This window comes from Solwaraspora sp. WMMA2065 (assembly GCF_030345075.1).
In the GTDB taxonomy this organism is placed as follows: domain Bacteria; phylum Actinomycetota; class Actinomycetes; order Mycobacteriales; family Micromonosporaceae; genus Micromonospora_E.
Window position 1 is genome coordinate 4,752,935 of record NZ_CP128361.1, and the last position, 17,572, is coordinate 4,770,506.

Sequence of the window (17,572 nt, forward strand, 5' to 3'; positions counted from 1 at the left end):
CCGGCCGGTGACCAGGTCAGTTGACCTGGTCACCGGCCGGCGCGGCAGTTGCCTATCTACGTCCGTCGATCAGCGTGTCGGCGGTGGCAGCGTCGGCGGCACCGTGGTGCCGCCGGCACCACCGCCGAAGTCGAACCCGATGCCACCGTCGCCACCCTGGTCGTCACCGTCGTTGGGGTCGGCACCGTTACCGGGAGTACGGGTGGGGTCACCTTCGTCATCGTCCTGGTCGCCGTTGTTGTTTCCGCGGCCTGGGCAGAACAGGTCGCCCAGCGGGCCGTCACAGATCCCGCCCTGTCCCGGCTCTTCCGGGTCCGGCGGCGGCGGTGCCGGGGACTTGCCGTTGCCGGCGTCGACGCTGCCGATCTCCCGGGCAGCCGGGAACTGTTCGACGTCCATCCCCTTGTGCGCCTCGTTCATGAAGCGCTGCCAGATGATGGCGGGCAGTCCACTACCACCGATCTTGTTGTTGTTCTTGTCGCGGATCGCCTCGCGGTCCCCGACGTTGCCGACCCACACTGCTGTCGCGATCTGCGGCGTGTACCCGACCATCCAGGCGTCGCCGTTCTCGCCGCTGGACTCGTTGAGCTCCCAGGTGCCGGTCTTGCCGGCGACCGGACGCCCGCCGTTGAGGTCCCTGTTGATGTTGTTCGGGATCTGGGTCAGCACGTCGGTCAGGTCCGCCACCACCTCCTGCCGGATCCGCTGCTCCGGCTTGAGCTGCTCGCCACCGGCCGTCACCCATTCACCGCTGACCAGGTTCTTCTTCTCCACCGAGATCACAAAGTGGGCCTTGTTGTAGACCCCACGGTTGGCCAGCGTCGCCACCCCGTTGGCGTGGTCGAGCACGGTCACCGGGTACTGCCCGTACCCGACCACGTTGAAGAACGGCGACGGGGCGACCTCCTTCGGGTCGGCCGTGGTCAGGTCGTACGGCTTGTTGTCGGCGGTGTTCCACATGGTGCCGACGCCGGCCGCCTTGGCCATCCCGACCACCTTGTCGGCACCGATCTGCTCGGTGACGTGGTAGAAGGGCACGTTGTAGGACTGGACGGTGGAAAACTCCAGCGAGCACCACTCGCCACAGCTGGCGTTCCGGCCGGCGTTCTGCACCTGGATCTCGGTGCCCTCGACCTTGAACGGCTTGGCCGTCCAGTGCGAGTCGACCGAGATGTCGTTGTCCAGGGCGGCGGCCAATGTGTAGATCTTGAACGTCGAGCCGGGTGAGTGGCCGCCGGTCCACTGGCCGTTCTCGTAGTTGCGGCCGGCGTAGTCATGCCCGGTGCCGTTGTCGCCGCCGAAGTAGGCGAGCACCCGGCCGGTCTCCGGATCGATCGCGACCATCGCCGCCATCAGGTTCTCCGGCTGGCCCTCCATAGCCGACCCCTTGGCCTTACGCCAGATCGCCTTCTCCGCAGCGTCCTGCATCTTCGCGTCGATCGTCGTGACGACGCGGTAGCCGCCCTGCCGCAGCTCCTGCGAGCAGGTGTCCGGCGTGCAGATGCCCATCTGCACCATCTCGTCGCGGACGTAGTTGATGACGTTGCCCTCGGGGGTGTTGATCCCGCAGTCGATGATGCAGCTGTTCGGGTCGACCTGCCGGATCTCCGGGTACTCGGTCGGTCGCTCGGCCTCGGGCAGCCAACCCATCTCGACCATGCCACCGATCACGTACTCCCAGCGGACCTTGGCGTCGGCCTCGTTGACTGCCGGGTCGTAGCCCTGGTGCCCGGTGGTTGCGTCCGGCTCCGGCTGCTTGATGACCGCCGCGATCACCGCCCCCTCGGCGACCGACAGGTCGGCGACCGACTTGCCGAAGTACTGCTGTGCGGCGGCCTCGATGCCGTACGCGCCGCGGCCGAAGTAGATCGTGTTCAGGTAGAAGCCCATGATCTCGGACTTGTCGTACCGGTCGGTGAGCTTCGAGGCCAGCACCGCCTCGCGGACCTTTCGGGCGTAGGAGACCTCCTGCAGGTCCATCGCGTTCCGGGCGTACTGCTGGGTGATCGTCGAGGCACCTTGCCGGGTGCCGCCGGTGAAGTTGTTCCAGGCCGCTCGGGCGATACCGACGTAGTCGACGCCGGAGTGCTCGTAGAACTTGCGGTCCTCGGCGGAGGCCACCGCCCGCTGCACGTGCTCGGGGATCTGGTCGACGGTGACGAACACCCGGTTGAACTCGCCCAGCTTGGCGATCCGGGTGGTGCCGTCGCTGGCGTACATCGTGCTGGCCAGCGGAAGCGGCAGCTCCTCGGGCAGGGCCACTGTCGTGGAGTAGTAGGTGCCGCCGACGACGGCACCACCGGTGAGCATGATCAGGACCGCGAACGACGCGATCAGCAGGTTGATCCGCCGACGCTGCTTGGCCCGTTTCGCTGCGGCAGGGTCGCTGCCGCGGCCGCCCCGGCCACGGCGTCCCGGACCGGACGGGCCGTCGGGTCCGCCGGGACCACCCGGACCGCCGGGACCTCCGCCGAACTCACCGGCCGGCGAGACCGGTCGTACGCTGGCCCGCCCGACGGTCGCCCGGCCGACTCCGGAACGGCCGGCGGCACCGCCGACCGAGGCGCTGCCACCGACCGGGGCGCCACCGCTGACCGGAGCCCGGCCACCGACCGAGGCCCGACCGGCTGGACCGCCGCCGACCGACGCTCGTCCGGCGGAGGCCCGTCCGGCGGAGGCGCCGCTGACCGGAGCCCGGCCACCGACCGAGGCCCGACCGGCGCCGGGGTTGGCCGGTCCACGGGAAGCATCTCCGCCGTACCGACCCGCGTCGGAGTCGCCCCGCGCGGAGGGGCCGCGGGCCGGCCCGGCGTCGTCCGTCCCGGCCCAGTGGTAGTCATCCGGCTCGGATCCGTATCCGCCACCGCTGCCTGGACTGTAGGCACGCCCGTGGGCGGAGTTGGGGTCGCCGTACGAGTTCATGTGTCACACCCTGCCGGTTGCGGTGGTGCGCTCCAGCGCCACCACCGGTCTGCCGTGAGTTGGCCCACTACCGGTGCCGGAGCGACACCAGCAGCCGAAAGCCACTTCATCAGAAATATCGTGACTTGTCCGGTCAACCAGTAACCTTGCCCTGCCTACTCTCTGGTGCCTACGCAGCGACCGGGCAATCAGGTTCACCGTTGGGCCTCTCGCCTTCGTTTGGTCATCGATGGACGGCCGCCGCCGGACACGGCGATCGCGCCGTCAGCCTCGCCGTCACCGCCGGCGGCACCTAGACCGTCCCGGCCGAGAAGATACTGCTCCACCAGGTGGTTCCAGTTGCAGACGCGACACACCTCGACGACGTACACCTGGAACTCACGCAGCGTCATCGCCAGCAGCGACAACTCGGCCCGGTTTCGGGCCTGTCCGGCGGACTGCTTCAGCTCATCGCCATAGATGTAGTGCACGTGGGTCAGGTTCTCGCGGTGACAGATCGGGCAGCTCTCGTCGGTCGACTCGCCGTGGTACCGGGCAGCACTCTTCAGGTATGGCGAGGCATCGCAAACCTCATGGCTGCTCACCCGGCCGGCGAACACCTCGCGCAGCACTGCTCGCCGCTGAAGCGAGTAGTCGACGACCTGACGCTGCGAACGCATGGCCACGAGCGTACGCGGTCCCCGCTGACCTTGGCGACTACGGTCACGATCAGTAGCCGACCGTACGCAAGGAACCATTTGCCCGGTGTCTGGTTTCCGTCTACCGTGTCGATGTATCGGCTCGATACATCGGGTCGACGAAGCCGGGCAGACCACGAGGTAGGAGGGGCAGCGTGCTCGAACTCGCCATCCTCGGCCTGCTTCAGGAGTCCCCTATGCACGGTTACGAGCTCCGTAAGGAACTCGCCGCCAAGCTCGGGGCGATCCGTGCCGCGATCAGCTACGGCTCGCTGTATCCCACCCTGCGCAGGCTGCAGGCCAACGGCCTGATCGCCGAAGCCGACGACCCCACGACCACCGACGCGGAGATCCCGGCACTGACCAGCCGCCGCGGCCGGGTCGTCTACACCATCACCGCCGAAGGCAAGGAACGGTTCGCCGACCTGATCGCCCAGACCGGTCCGGAGACCTACGAGGACACCGGGTTCGGCGTGCACTTCGCCTTCTTCTCCCGGACCGACCGGGCCACCCGGCTGCGAATCCTGGAGGGGCGGCGGCGCAAGATCGAGGAGCGCCGGGAAGGGCTCCGCGAGGTGCTCGGTCGAGCCGCGGAACGGCTCGACGCGTACACCCTCGAACTCCAGCGGCACGGACTCGACGCCTGCGAACGCGAGGTCCGGTGGCTGGAGGAGCTGATCGCCAGCGAGCGGTCCGGCCGGGCCCCACGCACCGGCCACCCCGATCCCATGAAGTTCGAACCCGCAGAGAACGATCCGCCCCCGCCTGGACAGACCAGGGAGGCTCCGCCCGGACAGCCCGGAGACGAGCCGGAGCGGCCGTGAAGAACAAGAAGGAGGCAAACGCGATGGGCTCCGTCCGCGTCGCCATCGTCGGTGTCGGAAACTGCGCCTCGTCCCTGGTCCAGGGCGTGGAGTACTACCGCAACGCCGACCCCAACGACCGCGTTCCGGGTCTCATGCACGTCACCTTCGGCGACTACCACGTATCGGACGTGGAGTTCGTCGCGGCGTTCGACGTGGACGCCAAGAAGGTCGGCATGGACCTCGCCGAGGCGATCAACGCCAGCGAGAACAACACCATCACCTTCTGCGACGTACCGCCCACCGGGGTGCTGGTGCAGCGTGGCCCCACCCTCGACGGGGTAGGCGAGTACTACCAGGAGGTCATCCAGGAATCCGACCAGCAGCCGGTCGACATCGCCCAGGCGCTGCGCGACGCGCGCGCCGAGGTGGTCGTCTGCTACCTGCCGGTCGGCTCCGAGCAGGCCGCCCGGCACTACGCGCAGGCCGCCATCGACGCCGGTTGCGCCTTCGTCAACGCCCTGCCGGTGTTCATCGCCTCGGACCCGGTCTGGGCGCAGAAGTTCACCGACGCCGGGCTGCCGATCGTCGGCGACGACATCAAGAGCCAGGTCGGCGCAACCATCGTGCACCGGGCCCTGGCCAAGCTGTTCGAGGACCGGGGCGTCGAGCTGCTGCGCACGTACCAGCTGAACTTCGGCGGCAACATGGACTTCATGAACATGCTGGAGCGCACCCGGCTGGTCTCCAAGAAGATCTCGAAGACCCAGTCGGTGACCTCCCAGGTGCCGCACGAAATGGCCAAGAGCGACGTGCACATCGGCCCGTCCGACCACGTGCCGTGGCTCGACGACCGCAAGTGGGCGTACATCCGGCTGGAGGGCCGCTCGTTCGGTGACACCCCGCTGAACGCCGAACTCAAGCTTGAGGTCTGGGACTCACCCAACTCCGCCGGCGTGATCATCGACGCGCTGCGCGCGGCGAAGATCGCCCTCGACCGGGGCGTCGGCGGCCCGGTCCTGTCGGCCTCGTCCTACTTCATGAAGTCGCCGCCGGAGCAGTACGCCGACCACGACGCCCGCCAGGCGGTCGAGGACTTCATCGTCAACAAGATCGAGCGCTGATCCCGGCCGTTCGCCGGCCGATCGGCACCTCGCGTCGCCGGGCGGTCCCGCTGCTGTAGCGGGGCCGCCCGCGCCGCGCTCAGGTCCATGCCTGCCGCAGCGCCACCGCCGCCTCCAGCTCCAGCAGGTGCCGTTTGCGGGGCAGCCCGCCGCCGAAGCCGACCAGCTTGCCGCCGGCCCCGACGATCCGGTGGCAGGGCACGATCACCGGGATCGGGTTGCGGTTGCAGGCCACTCCGACCGCCCGCGCCGCCTGCGGGTCGCCCACCGCCGCAGCGACCGCACCGTAGGTTTCGGTCTGTCCGTACGGGATGTCGGTCATCCGCCGCCACACGGCCCGCTCGAACTCCGTGCCCCGCCGCACCGACAGCGGCACCGTGAAACCGGTGGACGCACCGGCGAAGTAGCCGCGCAGTTGGTCGAGCGCCGCGCACAGCACCGGGTCCGTCGGCGCGGTGTCGACCACCTCGTCGGTACGCCCGAACAGCACCCGGCACACGCCGACGTCGTCGACCGCCACCGACAGCTCACCGATCGGTGAGTCCAGCACCGCCCATCGCATCCGCCGATTGTCCGCCGGTCGGCTGACTGGCCGGGTCACCGGGTGCGGGCGGCACCGCGGCCGACATGAACAGGGCCACCTCGTCGGCGTACGGCGGCGGGTAACGGGTGGTGTCGATACCGCTCAGGGTGAAGCCGAGCCGGCGGTACGCGCGTACCGCCGCGACGTTGACGTTCTGGGTCTCCAACCAGATCTCCCGGGCGGCGTTCTCCCGGGCGGTGACCCGGGCGATGCCGATCAGCTCCCGGGCCACCCCGCGCCGACGGTACGCCGGGGCCACGTGCAGCTCATTGACCACCTGCCGCCCGTTCCACCGCTGGTAGGTGGTCGCCATGAAGCCGACCGGCTGGTCGCCGTCGATCGCGAGCGCGTACAGGTCCCACGGCCGACCGCCCTCGGTGACTCCTTCGGTCAGGTCGTACCGTTTGCGCACCGGCGGCGACACCGGCACCTCCCGCAGCGTGAAACCGTCGGTACCGGCCACGACGTGGTACATCGAGGTGGCGACGAACGATGTGTCGAGCTGCCGAATCGCGGCCAGGTCGGCGGGGGTCGGCACCGAGCGGACGAGCACCTGCACCCGCCGATTGTCCCATCGGACCGGCAGCTGGACGACAGCTCGAGGCCCGACCGATCCCCGCCGGCGTCACCTGGGACGCAGCGCGACCGGCCTGGCAGACCTGGGCTCGGCTGGATCTCGTCAGCCGATGAACCGTAACCGCTCGCGGGTGCCGTCCGGGTAGGTAACGTGCAGGGCACCGCCCTCACGTTCGACCGCATCGAGGATCGCGTCGTAGAGCAGCACGGACCGGTTGAGGATGTCGGTCTTGGAATCGCCGGTCTCACCGGCGATCTTCTCCAAGGCCGAGATCGCCCTCGGAGTGAAGTTCGCCGTCACGCGGGTCAGCGCTCCGACAGCCGCAGTCCCGGCTGTGGAGGACTCCTCGCGGCGGCCCCCGGTACCGGTGTGTTCGGTCGAACCGTTCGAGGGCCGACCCGATGCGGCCGATCGCACTCCGTCAGGAGCATTTGGTAGTGGACTCATGACTGCCTGTCTCCTTTGCGTGACGAGCTGGTCACGGACGTCGTCCCGACAATCAGGACCATTGGCCCCACGCACGCCGCCACTCAGGGTAACCGAACGGGCGTACGTTGTAGATGATGCCACATCTGCATCGAATACGTGCCCCTCTTGCGTATGAGTGATGTACCTCAGACATACGATCTGACATCCACCAACCTGCTAGATCTTGGTCCGGTCAAGCTAGCGCTTCCTGAGTAGCGAATCAATCTCAAGTTTCACATCCCACAGCCCTCGACCACGACAGGTGTGCCCTCGGCTTTACCCGAAGCGGATGAATACGCTCCGCGACCGGTCATCAGGGATCGATTCGACGGCCAACCCAGAGTCCAATCACATTGAGTGACACATCAGTCACCCCTAGATCCGACGAGTTATGGCAGCCAGATACGTGCTTCATGCGTGTATCGTCAGCGTGTCTCACACACCATGAGGCACTCTCAGTTGCATAGACTGCTACACGAAGACCGATCACGTTCAGTTCACTCTGCTACGAGGATGCGAGAAGTACGGATGGCAGACGGAGCCCAGCGGGACACCCGGGAGATCGACCTCGCACACGAGGAGCCCAGCGCCAAGGCTGAACAGGTCCCGATACAGCCCGACAAGATGACGGTCAGCGTCCGCAACCGCTTGCTGACCCTGCGCGGCGCCGTCGAGGTCAAGGGACAACTCCACCAAACGATCAACCTGGCGATTGTCTGCGCGTCGACTCTGCTCACCACGGTCGTGGTGGCTGCGGTCTGCCGTGCGGCGTCCGTACCGTACTGGTGGCTGACCCTGGCAGCGACGGCTCTGGCCGGTGTCTGCGTCTTCTTCGTCGGGCTGCGTCTCCTGACACCGACGCCGCATCCCCGCACTCGATCCGGCCGGCGCCCCGGCTGACCAGGCTGGCCGCCCTCGACGCCCGCCATCTGACGACGGCATCACCAATCTTACGAGAAAGGAACACTAATGTCCCAGACCAGGACGCTTGACCTTAAATTGGGCCGACGGTGGCGGCTCCAGGTCACCTGGGGCCCACGACGGCTCCTCCGCGAGGACTACGTCGAGAGCATCATCGTGGACAGCGACCACGAGCTGCGGTCACAGCTGATGTCGCTCGCTTCCGACCCGTGGGTTCAGGACATCCACTGCGAGCGCTACTACGGGACCCGGCCGGCGCGGCGGTACCGGACGGCGAACTGCTGAGTGGACTTGTCACCTGACTCTCAGCGCTTGGACATCTCTGCGGTGTGGAGCGTCGTGCGCTGTGTCATGGTGTCGCCGTCGCACTGGTAGCTGGCCGGGTCGAACTCGACGATCAGGGCCTGGCTCTCCGAGTCGACACCCGGGGCGCTCAACGTGACCGTGCCGTCCGCGTCGACGTCGCTGAAGGAGACCGTGCCCTCCAGGGCACGGAAGCGGTAGGTGACCCGTCCGCTGATGGTGAGGGTGACGACGGTCCCGGCTACGAATCCTTCGAAGGTGGTGCCGTCGCCGTAGTCGGTGGTGCCCGATCCGTCCTCGCGCAGCTCGACCCGGGCACCGGGGCCGACGCCGGTGAACGTGGTCCTGCCGAACGGCTCGTCCAGCGCGATGTCCTCCTCGTACGAGTCCACCTGCCAGCTGCCGACCACGCATGGGTCCACCAGCGGCGGCGAGGCTTCCCTCGGGGTCGGCGAGGCGTCGGGGGTCGGGGAGGCACTCGGATCGGCCGTGACCCGGTTGCCGTCGCCAGCGCTGCGGACCGCGATCAGCACGCCGATCGCCGCCACCAGTACGACGAACGTCGCGCCGAGGGCCACCAGCGGGACCAGGTAGGACCGGCCGCGGTCGGGCGGCTGCGGCGCCATCGGGTAGCCCGGATAGCTCGGCGCGCCGCTGCCCGGGTAGACCGGTGCCGGTGGCTGCTGCGGCGGGTGTCCGGGGTAGCCGGCCTGGCTGGACGGAACACCGCGGTACGTACCGCACTGGAGGCAGTAGCCGGCCTGGTTGACGGACGCACCGCCGCAGACCGCACACGGCTGCATCTGGGCCCTCCCGGTTGATCAGCTGTCGGTGGCGCGCGACCGCCAGCAAGATCGCCGCACCCGTCCGTCCTGCGACGGTAGTCGAGCGGCACAACGCCCGGTAACCACCGGTCCGGGCGTGACGGGTGGCTAACCGGCGTCGGGCAGGATCCCTTCGGCCCGTGCCCACCGCAGCAGCTCCGCCTCGGCCTCGTCGCGGTCCAGCGGCCCGCGCTCCAGCCGGGTCTCCTTGAGGTGCCGCCAGGCCCGACCGACGACCGGTCCCGGCGGTACGCCGAGCAGCTCCATGATCGCGTTGCCGTCCAGGTCGGGGCGGACCCGGGCCAGATCCTCCTCGGCCTGGATCCGGGCGATCCGCTCCTCCAGCGCGTCGTAGTCGGCGGCCAGCGCGGCGGCCTTGCGCCGGTTGCGGGTGGTGCAGTCGGACCGGGTCAGTTTGTGCAGTCGGGGCAGCAGATCCTCGGCGTCGGTGACGTAGCGGCGGACCGCCGAGTCGGTCCACTCGCCCCGGCCGTACCCGTAGAACCGCAGGTGCAGGCCGACCAGCTTGGCCACCTGGGTGGTGACCTCCTTGGGGTAGCGCAGCGCCTTCATCCGGTGCCGGGTCATCCGGGCACCGACCACCTCGTGGTGGTGGAAGCTGACCCGGCCGTCCGACCCGACCGCCTTGGTCGCCGGCTTGCCGACGTCGTGCATCAGCGCCGCCATCCGCAGCACGAAGTCGCAGCCGTCGCTCTCCAGCCGGACGGCGTTGCTCACCACGGTCAGCGTGTGTTCGTACACGTCCTTGTGCTGGGCGTGCTCGTCGATCTCCAGCCGCAGCCCGGACAGCTCCGGCAGGAACCGGTCGGCCAGCCCGGAGTCGACCAGCAGCCGCAACCCGGCGACCGGGTCGGCGCCGCACAGCAGCTTGCTGAACTCGTCCCGGATCCGCTCGGCGGTGATCCGGTCCAGGTCGGCCGCCATGGCGGCCATCGCCGCGCGGACGTCCGGATGCACGGCGAACCTCAGCTGCGCGGCGAACCGGGCGGCCCGTAGCATCCGCAGCGGGTCGTCGCCGAACGAGTCCTGCGGCGTCCCCGGGGTACGGATGATCTTCGCGGCCAGATCGCTGACCCCGCCGTACGGGTCGGTGAACCGGTGCTCGGGCAGGCTGACCGCCATCGCGTTGATGGTGAAGTCGCGCCGCCGCAGGTCGTCGGCGAGACTGGTGCCGTAGGCGACCACCGGGTTGCGGGTCACCCCGTCGTAGGCCTCCGCCCGGTAGGTGGTGATCTCCAGGGTCATCCCACCCCGCCGGGCACCGATGGTGCCGAACTCACGGCCGGTCTCCCAGATCGCCTCCGCCCAGCCCTTGAGCACCCCCAGGGTCTGGTCCGGGTGCGCGTCGGTGCAGAAGTCCAGGTCGCTGCCGAGTCGGCCGAGCAGCGCGTCGCGGACCGAGCCGCCGACCAGGTGCAGCTCGTGGCCGGCGGCGGCGAACCGGTTGCCGAGTTCGTCGGCGACCGGGGAGACCCGGAGCAGTTCGGTGACGGCGTTGCGTTGCACGGCGGTCAGATCGCCCGGGGTCGCCGCGGTGCGGTCGGACCCGACGGTGGCACGAGCGTCAGGGGCCCGACGATCGGTGGCGCGGGCATCGGTGGCGCGAGGCGCGGAGGTTTCGGACATGGGATCGCCAGAGTAGCCGCTGTGGCCGTCGCCGCCCCCGCCGGGCAGGATGAGTCACCGTGCCGATTCCCGAACCGTTGGCCAGCCTGACCACCGATCCGACCTTCTGGGCGGCGTACCTGCCGCCGGTGGCCGGACCCGCACCGGCCCACCACGCGCAGACCCGGGTGGTGCTGCCGGTCGCCGACGGCTACGGCCTGGTGCTGGAGATCGATCTCGGGTACGGCGAATGCCTGCTCGGCCTGCGCCAACCGGGGGCGTCCGAACCGCTGCCGCTGGCCCGGCTGGATCCGGGCCGGCCGTACGCGGCGGTGCTGCGCTGGGCGGAGCTGGACCTGATCGGCCGGTTGCTCGCCCTGGACGATCCGGCGTGGCCGCATCCCGGTCTGCTGGTGGCGCTGCTGCACCGGTACGCACCACCGGCCGGTGACCCGCCGGCGGCGGACCGGGCAGCCACCATGCTGGCCACCGCGCTGCGCGCACTGCGCCGCGACGAGCCGTCGGGAACCGAAGACCCGGCAACACCTGATGGCCCGGCGACCTCTGGCGACGGCCCGGCGGGCGAGCCGGGCGTCGCCGACGCGTCGGCGACGACGGCGGGTCCGGTGCAGCCGCCGCTGGAGCTGTTCGCCGACCCGTCCTGGTGGCCGGCACCGGCCACGGTCGACCCTCGGATCCTCGACGACGAGTCGGTGGCCCGGCAGGTACGTGACCATCTCGACCACGGCGCCCGGACACACTGGCGGTACGCCGTCGGCTGGGGGTGGGTGGCCGCCGGGCAGCCGGACGGCCCTGGCGCACCGGCCCGCGTCCTCGGTGCGGAGTCCTTCCCGTTCGACGAGATCACCGAGTTGGTACGCCGCGCGGCGGCCCGGCACCGCCGGCTGCTCGACACGCCGTGGCGGCGTACGCCGGCCGTGGCCGAACTGGCCCGGCGGGCCCGCGACACCGGCGACCTGGCGGTGGTGCCGGTACTCGGTCGGACGCTGGCCGAGGCCGGCTGCGACCATCCGACGCTGCTGGACGCGCTGACCGAGCCGGTGGTGCCGGCCGAGGCCGCCTGGGTGGTCGACGCACTGTCGGGCATCGTCCCGGCCGACGACGACGGCCGATAGGCTCGAGCCTGCGTCCGGCGCGGCGGTTCCGGCGTACCGGCGGGGTGGAGGTCCGATGAGTAGCGGGTTGTACCGGAGCACGAACGCCGACCCCGGTCGGGGCGGCCCGGAGCCGGACGGCGCCACGCTGATCTCCGTTGGACCGGGCGGCCAGCCGGTAGTGGAGTCGACCGCGCCACCGTCCGAGCCGCCGGCGGCCATGCCGGACCCGGCGGTGCAGGAGCCGCAGGAGGGCGGCAGCGCCGCCACCAACAGCGCGGTCATGGCGCTGGGCAGCCTGGTCAGCCGGGGCACCGGCTTTCTGCGGACGCTGGTGCTGGCGGCGGCGCTCGGCGGATCGCTGGTCGGTAACGCCTACACCACGGCGCAGATCTTCCCCGGCATGGTCTACGAGTTCCTGCTCGGCGGAATCCTGACCAGCGTCCTGGTGCCGGTGCTGGTGCGGCGACGCAAGTCGGACCCGGACCGCGGTCAGGCGTACGCGCAGCGGCTGCTGTCGCTGGCGGTGCTGGCGCTGGCCGTCGCCACCCTGGTCGCGATGGCGGCGGCACCGCTGCTGACGCTGCTCTACTCCAGTGACCGCACCACGGAGGAGTTCCGTGACCTGGTCACTCTGCTGTCGTACCTGATGTTGCCGATGATCTTCTTCACCGGGTTGTCGGCGCTGGTCAGTGCGTTGTTGAACACCCGGGGGCACTTCGCGGCGCCGATGTGGGCACCGATCCTCAACAACCTGGTGGTGATCGCCACCCTGGGCACGTACATCGCGATCTTCGGTGCCCGGATCATCGAACCGGACGAGATGACCCCCGGCCGGATCGTGCTGCTCGGCGGCGGCACCCTGCTCGGCGTGGTGGTGCAGGCCGCCGGCCTGGTCCCGGCGCTGCGCAAGGTCGGTTTCCGGTGGCGCTGGCGGTTCGACTTCCGCCAATTGGGCCTCGCCGAACTGGGTCGGCTCGGGGTCTGGATGTTTTGCTACGTGGCGGTCAGCCAGCTCGGCCTGGTGGTGGTGTTCAACCTGCTGAACCGGGCGGGCGACGAGGACGAAGCCGGCCCGCTGATCTACAACAACGTGTTCCTGCTGCTGATGATGGCGCACGGCATCGTCGCCGTCTCGGTGATCACCGCGCTGATGCCGCGGATGAGCTCGGCCGCTGCCGACGGCCGCTACGCGGACATGGCCGTCGACCTGGCGCGCGGCACCCGGACGGTGACGGCGGTACTCGCGCCGATCGCCGTCTGCTACGCGGTGCTGGCCACCCCGGTTTCCTTCTCCTTGTTCCGGTACGGCGCGTTCGACACCGAAGCCGCCGACGCCACCGCCGTGGTGCTGCTGGCGGCGGCGGTCGCTCTGGTGCCGTTCGCGGTCAGTCAGTTGTTCACCTTCGGCTTCTACGCCCTGCCGGACACCCGCACCCCGGCGTTGATCAACATCCCGGTGGTGGCGCTGCGGATTCTCGTCCAGATCGGGCTGTTCGTCGCCCTGTCGGTGCAGTTCGCGGCGGCCGGCCTGATGATCGGCAACGGGGTCTCGTACCTGGCGGCGGCGGTGCTGTCGGCCTGGTTGCTGCGTCGCCGGGTCGGTCGGATCGGGTTCGGCGGAATCATGGTCACCTTCGGCAAGGTGGCGCTGGCGGCCAGCGGTGCCGCCCTGGCCGGGTGGCTTGTCGTCACGCTGCTGCCGGGTGGTGACACGCCGAGCCAGCCGTTGGCGATCCTGCAACTCGTCGGCGGCGGTGCCGCCGTCGGGCTGGTCTACCTCGGGTTGGCGGTGGTCCTGCGGATCCGCGAGATCGTCGACGTGCTGGCGATGGTGCGCCGTCGCCTCGGCCGCTGACCGTCGAGATCAGCCTGTGGACCAACCTGTGGATAACCGGGTTGGACACGCTCGACACCAGGTCAGCGCCTGTGGATAACTCAGAACCAGGATCCTCGTTACGGGCGGTGTCGGAGTGTCGGTGGCCCGGTCGCGGTGGGGCGGTCGGGTGGGCTGTCGCGGCGGGCTGGGAGCGGCACCCGGGCGGTACAACGTATATTTGCGATGGAGGTTATGCGTCCGGCCGTACGGGCAGGGTGGCGTTGACCGGGTCCGGTCGGCGCGGGTCCGCCAGACGGCAGGTCGACCCCCGGTCGGCATTGCAAGAGCTGCGGGAAGCTGAGATGTTGGTGTTGCCGCAACGCAGGTAAGGTCGTTCTGGACGGATACGTGCGACACCGGGTCGTGACCGGTGACGTTCCACCGCTGCGGGGCCGGCCGGTGCCGGAAGCACGACGACCAGCACGGCAGGTGCGACCAGCAGGACAATCGGACAACCGGCAGATAACACCGGACGACCAGCACCAGGGTTCGACCGAGACGATCCACAGGGAGGACGGGTGACCCAGGTCGGCGAAGGCCAGGAGGCGGACGAGGCCAGTCCGCCGATGATGGCCTTCGATGCGCCCTCCGCCGGCGAGATCCTCGCCGAGCGATACCAGCTGGCTCAGCACGTCAACAACGACAGTGCGGGTCGGCAGGTCTGGCGTGGGGTCGACGTGGTGCTGCGCCGTCCGGTCGCGGTGGTGCTGCGCTACCCCGGTGGCGATTCCGCCATGGAGATGCTGCAGGCCGCGGTCCGGGCCAGTCGGGTCATCCACTCCAACCTGGTCGGCGTCTACGATGCCATCGACGAGGGGCAGCGGGCCTACGTGGTCCGCGAGTGGGTGGAGGGCGATTCCCTGCGCGAGGTGATCGCCGCCGCCGGTCCGTTGGACGCGGCCCGGGCCACCATGATCGCCCACTCGGTCGCCTCCGCCATCGCGGCGGTGCACGCCACCGGCATGGTGCACGGCAACATCCACCCCGGCACGGTGATGATCGGCCACGACGGCCGGGTGGTGCTGGCCGACGCCAGGGCCGACAGCTCCGACACCTACGAAACCGACATCCGGGCGATCGGCGGAGTGCTCTACTTCGCGATGACCGGCCACTGGCCGCAGCACGAGGCAGGCAGCACCGCGCTGCCGGACGCGGTCCGGGACGCGACCGGGGCAGTCGCCGCTCCCCGCCAGGTGCGCTCCGGTGTGCCGGCGTACCTCGACGACCTGACCATGGACCTGCTCGACCCACGGCTCGCGCTGCCCACCTCCGAGGTACTCGCCGCCGAGCTGGGTCGGCTCGACGCCAGCACCGAGGAGCACTACCTCGACAGCGTCGGGCCGCTACGGTTCTCGGCGGCCGACGACGACGAACCGACCGGCACCCCACTGGCGGCCCGCCGCAAGATCGCCGCCGGTGTCGCCGGCCTGCTGGTCATCGCGGTGATCGGGCTGTATTTCGGGATCAGTGCGCTCGGCAACGACGGTGACGGCGAGGACGGTCAGTCGACACTGCCGCAGACCCAGGTGACCTCGACCCCGGGCCCCACCGAGACCAGTGCCCCGGCCCAGCCACAGCCGATCGCCCTCGCCGGCGACCAGGTCCGTATCGTCGACGCCGACGGTGCCCGTGACGAGCTCGACGGGGCGCAGGCCGCCGTCGACGGCGACACCAGCACCGGCTGGGAGACCGACGCCTACGAGCGCAACCCCAACTTCGGCAACCTGAAGCGGGGCATGGGGGTGCTGATCGACCTGCAGGAGCCACGGGCGGTGACCAGCGTGAAGGTCGAGCTGTCCGCATCCGGTGCCACCGCCGAGCTGCTGGCCGGTCCGAACGATCCGGGAGCGACCCGGGAAGGCGACGACGAGATCCTCGAGACGTTCACCGACCGGATCGGTGCCCGATTCGAGAACGCCGACGGCGCAACCCTCACCTTCAGCGGGTTCTCGCCCGACGAGACCTACCAGTACCTCCTGGTATGGATCACCAAACTGCCTCCGATCGGCAACGACAAGTACCAGATCGGCGTTCAGGAGATCACGGTCGAGGGGCCATGACCGGACGCCGGGCCGACCTCGGCGACGAGGAACTGCTCCGGGCACACGTCGACGGCGACCCGGAGGCGTTCGCCGAGTTGGTACGGCGGCACCAGGACCGGCTCTGGGCGGTTGCCCTGCGTACGCTCAGCGACCGGGAGGAGGCCGCCGACGCGCTGCAGGACGCGCTGCTGTCGGCGCACCGCGCGGCTGCCCGGTTCCGGGGCGACGCGGCGGTCACCACCTGGCTGCACCGCATCGTGGTCAACGCGTGCCTGGACCGCGTGCGCCGCCGCAAGTCCCACCCCACCGTGCCGCTACCCGACGGTGGCCGGGACGACGACGGCGTACGCGGCACCGAGCCGGCGGCACCCCCGGTCGATCACGACACCGCGCTGGTCGTCCGCCAGGCACTGGCCGAGCTGCCGGCGGAACAGCGGGCCGCGCTGATCCTGGTCGACGTGCAGGGCTACCCGGTCGCCGACGCGGCGGTGATGCTCGGCGTCGCCGAGGGCACGGTGAAGAGCCGCTGCGCCCGGGGACGGGCCCGGCTGGCCGGTCTTCTCGGGCATCTGCGACCACAGCGGGCGAATGCGCAGGTGGCACCACCACGCGCCCAGGTGTCGTCGCTCACCCCACGGAACCCGCAGCGGCTCGACGACGTCCCATCAGGGTCCGCACGTGGCGACGGTGGCAAGGAGGAACGGTGACTGCCGACCGGTTCCAGGAGGTCGATCGAGAGCTGCTCGCCGACTATGTCGGTGGGGCGCTCGACGGCACCCCGGACGAGGTCGCCGTGGCCCGACTGATCGCGGAGCGGCCGTCCTGGCGGGCGGCCCACGACGAGCTGGTCGAGGCCACCCAGCTGGTGCAGACGATGCTCGCCGAGTGGGGCAGCGTCGTCGAGCCGATCCCACCCGACGTCGCCGACCGGGTGCACGCCGCCCTGGCCGCCGAGCCGCTACCGCAGCCGGCCCCGGAGCCGGCGATCAGCCCGGAGCCGGCCACCGTCGCGGCATCGGTGCCGCTTGCGGCGGCCCGGGCGCGGCGGGATCGTCGCCGCCGCTGGCAGCGGTACGCCGCTCCGATCACCGTCGCGGCGGCAGCCGTGGCGTTCGCCGGCCTCGGGGTCGGCCAACTGCTCGGTGCCGGGTCCGCCGACGACGCGAGCACCGCGGCGGGCAGCCCGTCGGACGATGCCGGCAGCGCCGAAAGCCAGAGCGCCGAGACCCGGCAGGAGGGCCAGCCGGGCACGATGATGGACGCCTCCGCACCACGGCTACTGGCCAGCGGCACCGACTACCAGCGGGCGACCATCGTGCCGATGTTCGAGGCCGTGGGACGGACGGGCGGCGACGGGGGGCAACCGGGAACCGGCGAGGACACCGTACTGCAGGAGTCGCCTTCCTCGACGGCGCTGGCCAGACTGGCCGGCCCGGCCGCGTTGGCCGACTGCGTGGCCGCGGTGACCGCCGAGCACGGCAACGGCGTCCTCGGCGTCGACCTGGTGGACTTCGCGGCGTTCGAGGGTGAACCGGCGCTGGTCCTCTCGTTCAGTGACAGCTTCGGTGCCAGCTGGATCTGGGTGAGCGGCACCGGCTGCGGTACGCCTGCGGCCGGCGCGGACACCAGGTACTCGGCACAGGTAGGGTGACCCTGCCGGCCGCGTGACGTGGGACACGCGGTAGCGGAGCGGGATTACCCCCCGGCT

16 protein-coding genes are annotated in these 17,572 nt (G+C 70.1%); 9 read left to right on the forward strand and 7 right to left on the reverse strand.

Annotated elements, in window-relative coordinates:
- Nucleotides 1-69: 69 nt before the first annotated feature.
- Both O7610_RS21685 and O7610_RS21690 read right to left on the reverse strand, forming a co-directional pair.
- Nucleotides 70-2,922 carry a transglycosylase domain-containing protein gene (locus O7610_RS21685; RefSeq protein WP_281552327.1) on the reverse strand — a complete coding sequence of 951 codons (2,853 nt, stop codon included), beginning with the start codon at nucleotides 2,920-2,922 and terminating at the stop codon, nucleotides 70-72.
- Nucleotides 2,923-3,116: 194 nt separating this feature from the next.
- The gene (locus O7610_RS21690) at nucleotides 3,117-3,581 is read right to left on the reverse strand and encodes a DUF5318 family protein (protein WP_281552328.1); all 465 of its coding nucleotides are present in this window, start codon (nucleotides 3,579-3,581) and stop codon (nucleotides 3,117-3,119) included.
- A 173-nt stretch (nucleotides 3,582-3,754) separates the two neighbouring features.
- Between O7610_RS21690 and O7610_RS21695 the strand changes: the two genes are divergently transcribed.
- Nucleotides 3,755-4,423 (forward strand): PadR family transcriptional regulator, encoded by a 669-nt coding sequence (locus tag O7610_RS21695; RefSeq protein ID WP_281552329.1) that lies wholly within the window; start codon nucleotides 3,755-3,757, stop codon nucleotides 4,421-4,423.
- 23 nt (nucleotides 4,424-4,446) lie between these two features.
- Nucleotides 4,447-5,526: an inositol-3-phosphate synthase gene (locus O7610_RS21700; protein ID WP_281555769.1), complete on the forward strand. Its 1,080-nt coding sequence runs from the start codon at nucleotides 4,447-4,449 to the stop codon at nucleotides 5,524-5,526.
- A gap of 79 nt (nucleotides 5,527-5,605) precedes the next feature.
- Here the strand turns inward: O7610_RS21700 and O7610_RS21705 are convergent, their stop codons facing one another.
- The 3 genes from O7610_RS21705 to O7610_RS21715 form a co-directional block, all read right to left on the reverse strand.
- Complete coding sequence (locus O7610_RS21705) at nucleotides 5,606-6,088, reverse strand: methylated-DNA--[protein]-cysteine S-methyltransferase (RefSeq protein ID WP_281552330.1); 483 nt, start codon at nucleotides 6,086-6,088, stop codon at nucleotides 5,606-5,608.
- Complete coding sequence (locus O7610_RS21710) at nucleotides 6,054-6,668, reverse strand: GNAT family N-acetyltransferase (protein ID WP_281552331.1); 615 nt, start codon at nucleotides 6,666-6,668, stop codon at nucleotides 6,054-6,056. The genes O7610_RS21705 and O7610_RS21710 overlap by 35 nt, the downstream gene beginning before the upstream one ends.
- 120 nt (nucleotides 6,669-6,788) lie before the next feature.
- Nucleotides 6,789-6,986 (reverse strand): hypothetical protein, encoded by a 198-nt coding sequence (locus tag O7610_RS21715; RefSeq protein ID WP_281552332.1) that lies wholly within the window; start codon nucleotides 6,984-6,986, stop codon nucleotides 6,789-6,791.
- A gap of 696 nt (nucleotides 6,987-7,682) precedes the next feature.
- Between O7610_RS21715 and O7610_RS21720 the strand changes: the two genes are divergently transcribed.
- Together O7610_RS21720 and O7610_RS21725 are read left to right on the forward strand one after the other, a co-directional pair.
- Nucleotides 7,683-8,054 (forward strand): hypothetical protein, encoded by a 372-nt coding sequence (locus O7610_RS21720; RefSeq protein WP_281552333.1) that lies wholly within the window; start codon nucleotides 7,683-7,685, stop codon nucleotides 8,052-8,054.
- 99 nt (nucleotides 8,055-8,153) lie between these two features.
- On the forward strand, nucleotides 8,154-8,360 hold the full coding sequence (locus O7610_RS21725; RefSeq protein ID WP_281552334.1) for a hypothetical protein: 207 nt from the start codon (nucleotides 8,154-8,156) through the stop codon (nucleotides 8,358-8,360).
- Nucleotides 8,361-8,380: 20 nt separating this feature from the next.
- Here O7610_RS21725 and O7610_RS21730 read toward each other — a convergent pair whose 3' ends face one another.
- Both O7610_RS21730 and O7610_RS21735 read right to left on the reverse strand, forming a co-directional pair.
- Nucleotides 8,381-9,181 carry a hypothetical protein gene (locus tag O7610_RS21730; RefSeq protein WP_289211711.1) on the reverse strand — a complete coding sequence of 267 codons (801 nt, stop codon included), beginning with the start codon at nucleotides 9,179-9,181 and terminating at the stop codon, nucleotides 8,381-8,383.
- A gap of 129 nt (nucleotides 9,182-9,310) precedes the next feature.
- Complete coding sequence (locus O7610_RS21735; RefSeq protein ID WP_281552336.1) at nucleotides 9,311-10,849, reverse strand: CCA tRNA nucleotidyltransferase; 1,539 nt, start codon at nucleotides 10,847-10,849, stop codon at nucleotides 9,311-9,313.
- Between the two features lie 59 nt (nucleotides 10,850-10,908).
- Here O7610_RS21735 and O7610_RS21740 point away from each other — a divergent pair, with 59 nt between their 5' ends.
- From O7610_RS21740 to O7610_RS21760, 5 genes are all read left to right on the forward strand, one after another.
- Complete coding sequence (locus O7610_RS21740; RefSeq protein ID WP_281552337.1) at nucleotides 10,909-11,964, forward strand: hypothetical protein; 1,056 nt, start codon at nucleotides 10,909-10,911, stop codon at nucleotides 11,962-11,964.
- Between the two features lie 55 nt (nucleotides 11,965-12,019).
- On the forward strand, nucleotides 12,020-13,801 hold the full coding sequence (gene murJ, locus O7610_RS21745) for a murein biosynthesis integral membrane protein MurJ (RefSeq protein WP_281552338.1): 1,782 nt from the start codon (nucleotides 12,020-12,022) through the stop codon (nucleotides 13,799-13,801).
- Between the two features lie 587 nt (nucleotides 13,802-14,388).
- Nucleotides 14,389-15,882: a protein kinase domain-containing protein gene (locus O7610_RS21750; protein WP_289213665.1), complete on the forward strand. Its 1,494-nt coding sequence runs from the start codon at nucleotides 14,389-14,391 to the stop codon at nucleotides 15,880-15,882.
- Entirely contained in the window at nucleotides 15,879-16,571 is a 693-nt protein-coding gene (gene sigM, locus O7610_RS21755) for an RNA polymerase sigma factor SigM (protein WP_278172900.1), read from the forward strand. The genes O7610_RS21750 and sigM overlap by 4 nt, the downstream gene beginning before the upstream one ends.
- On the forward strand, nucleotides 16,568-17,515 hold the full coding sequence (locus O7610_RS21760) for an RsmA family anti-sigma factor (protein WP_281552339.1): 948 nt from the start codon (nucleotides 16,568-16,570) through the stop codon (nucleotides 17,513-17,515). The genes sigM and O7610_RS21760 overlap by 4 nt, the downstream gene beginning before the upstream one ends.
- Nucleotides 17,516-17,572: the final 57 nt, after the last annotated feature.

Bases quoted from the DNA above. Each gene is read 5' to 3' on its own strand.
- O7610_RS21685 (WP_281552327.1), bottom strand. From the start codon at position 2,922: ATGAACTCGTACGGCGACCCCAACTCCGCCCACGGGCGTGCCTACAGT.
- O7610_RS21690 (WP_281552328.1), bottom strand. From the start codon at position 3,581: ATGCGTTCGCAGCGTCAGGTCGTCGACTACTCGCTTCAGCGGCGAGCA.
- O7610_RS21700 (WP_281555769.1), top strand. From the start codon at position 4,447: ATGGGCTCCGTCCGCGTCGCCATCGTCGGTGTCGGAAACTGCGCCTCG.
- O7610_RS21705 (WP_281552330.1), bottom strand. From the start codon at position 6,088: ATGCGATGGGCGGTGCTGGACTCACCGATCGGTGAGCTGTCGGTGGCG.
- O7610_RS21720 (WP_281552333.1), top strand. From the start codon at position 7,683: ATGGCAGACGGAGCCCAGCGGGACACCCGGGAGATCGACCTCGCACAC.
- O7610_RS21730 (WP_289211711.1), bottom strand. From the start codon at position 9,181: ATGCAGCCGTGTGCGGTCTGCGGCGGTGCGTCCGTCAACCAGGCCGGC.
- O7610_RS21735 (WP_281552336.1), bottom strand. From the start codon at position 10,849: ATGTCCGAAACCTCCGCGCCTCGCGCCACCGATGCCCGCGCCACCGAT.
- murJ (WP_281552338.1), top strand. From the start codon at position 12,020: ATGAGTAGCGGGTTGTACCGGAGCACGAACGCCGACCCCGGTCGGGGC.
- O7610_RS21750 (WP_289213665.1), top strand. From the start codon at position 14,389: ATGATGGCCTTCGATGCGCCCTCCGCCGGCGAGATCCTCGCCGAGCGA.
- sigM (WP_278172900.1), top strand. From the start codon at position 15,879: ATGACCGGACGCCGGGCCGACCTCGGCGACGAGGAACTGCTCCGGGCA.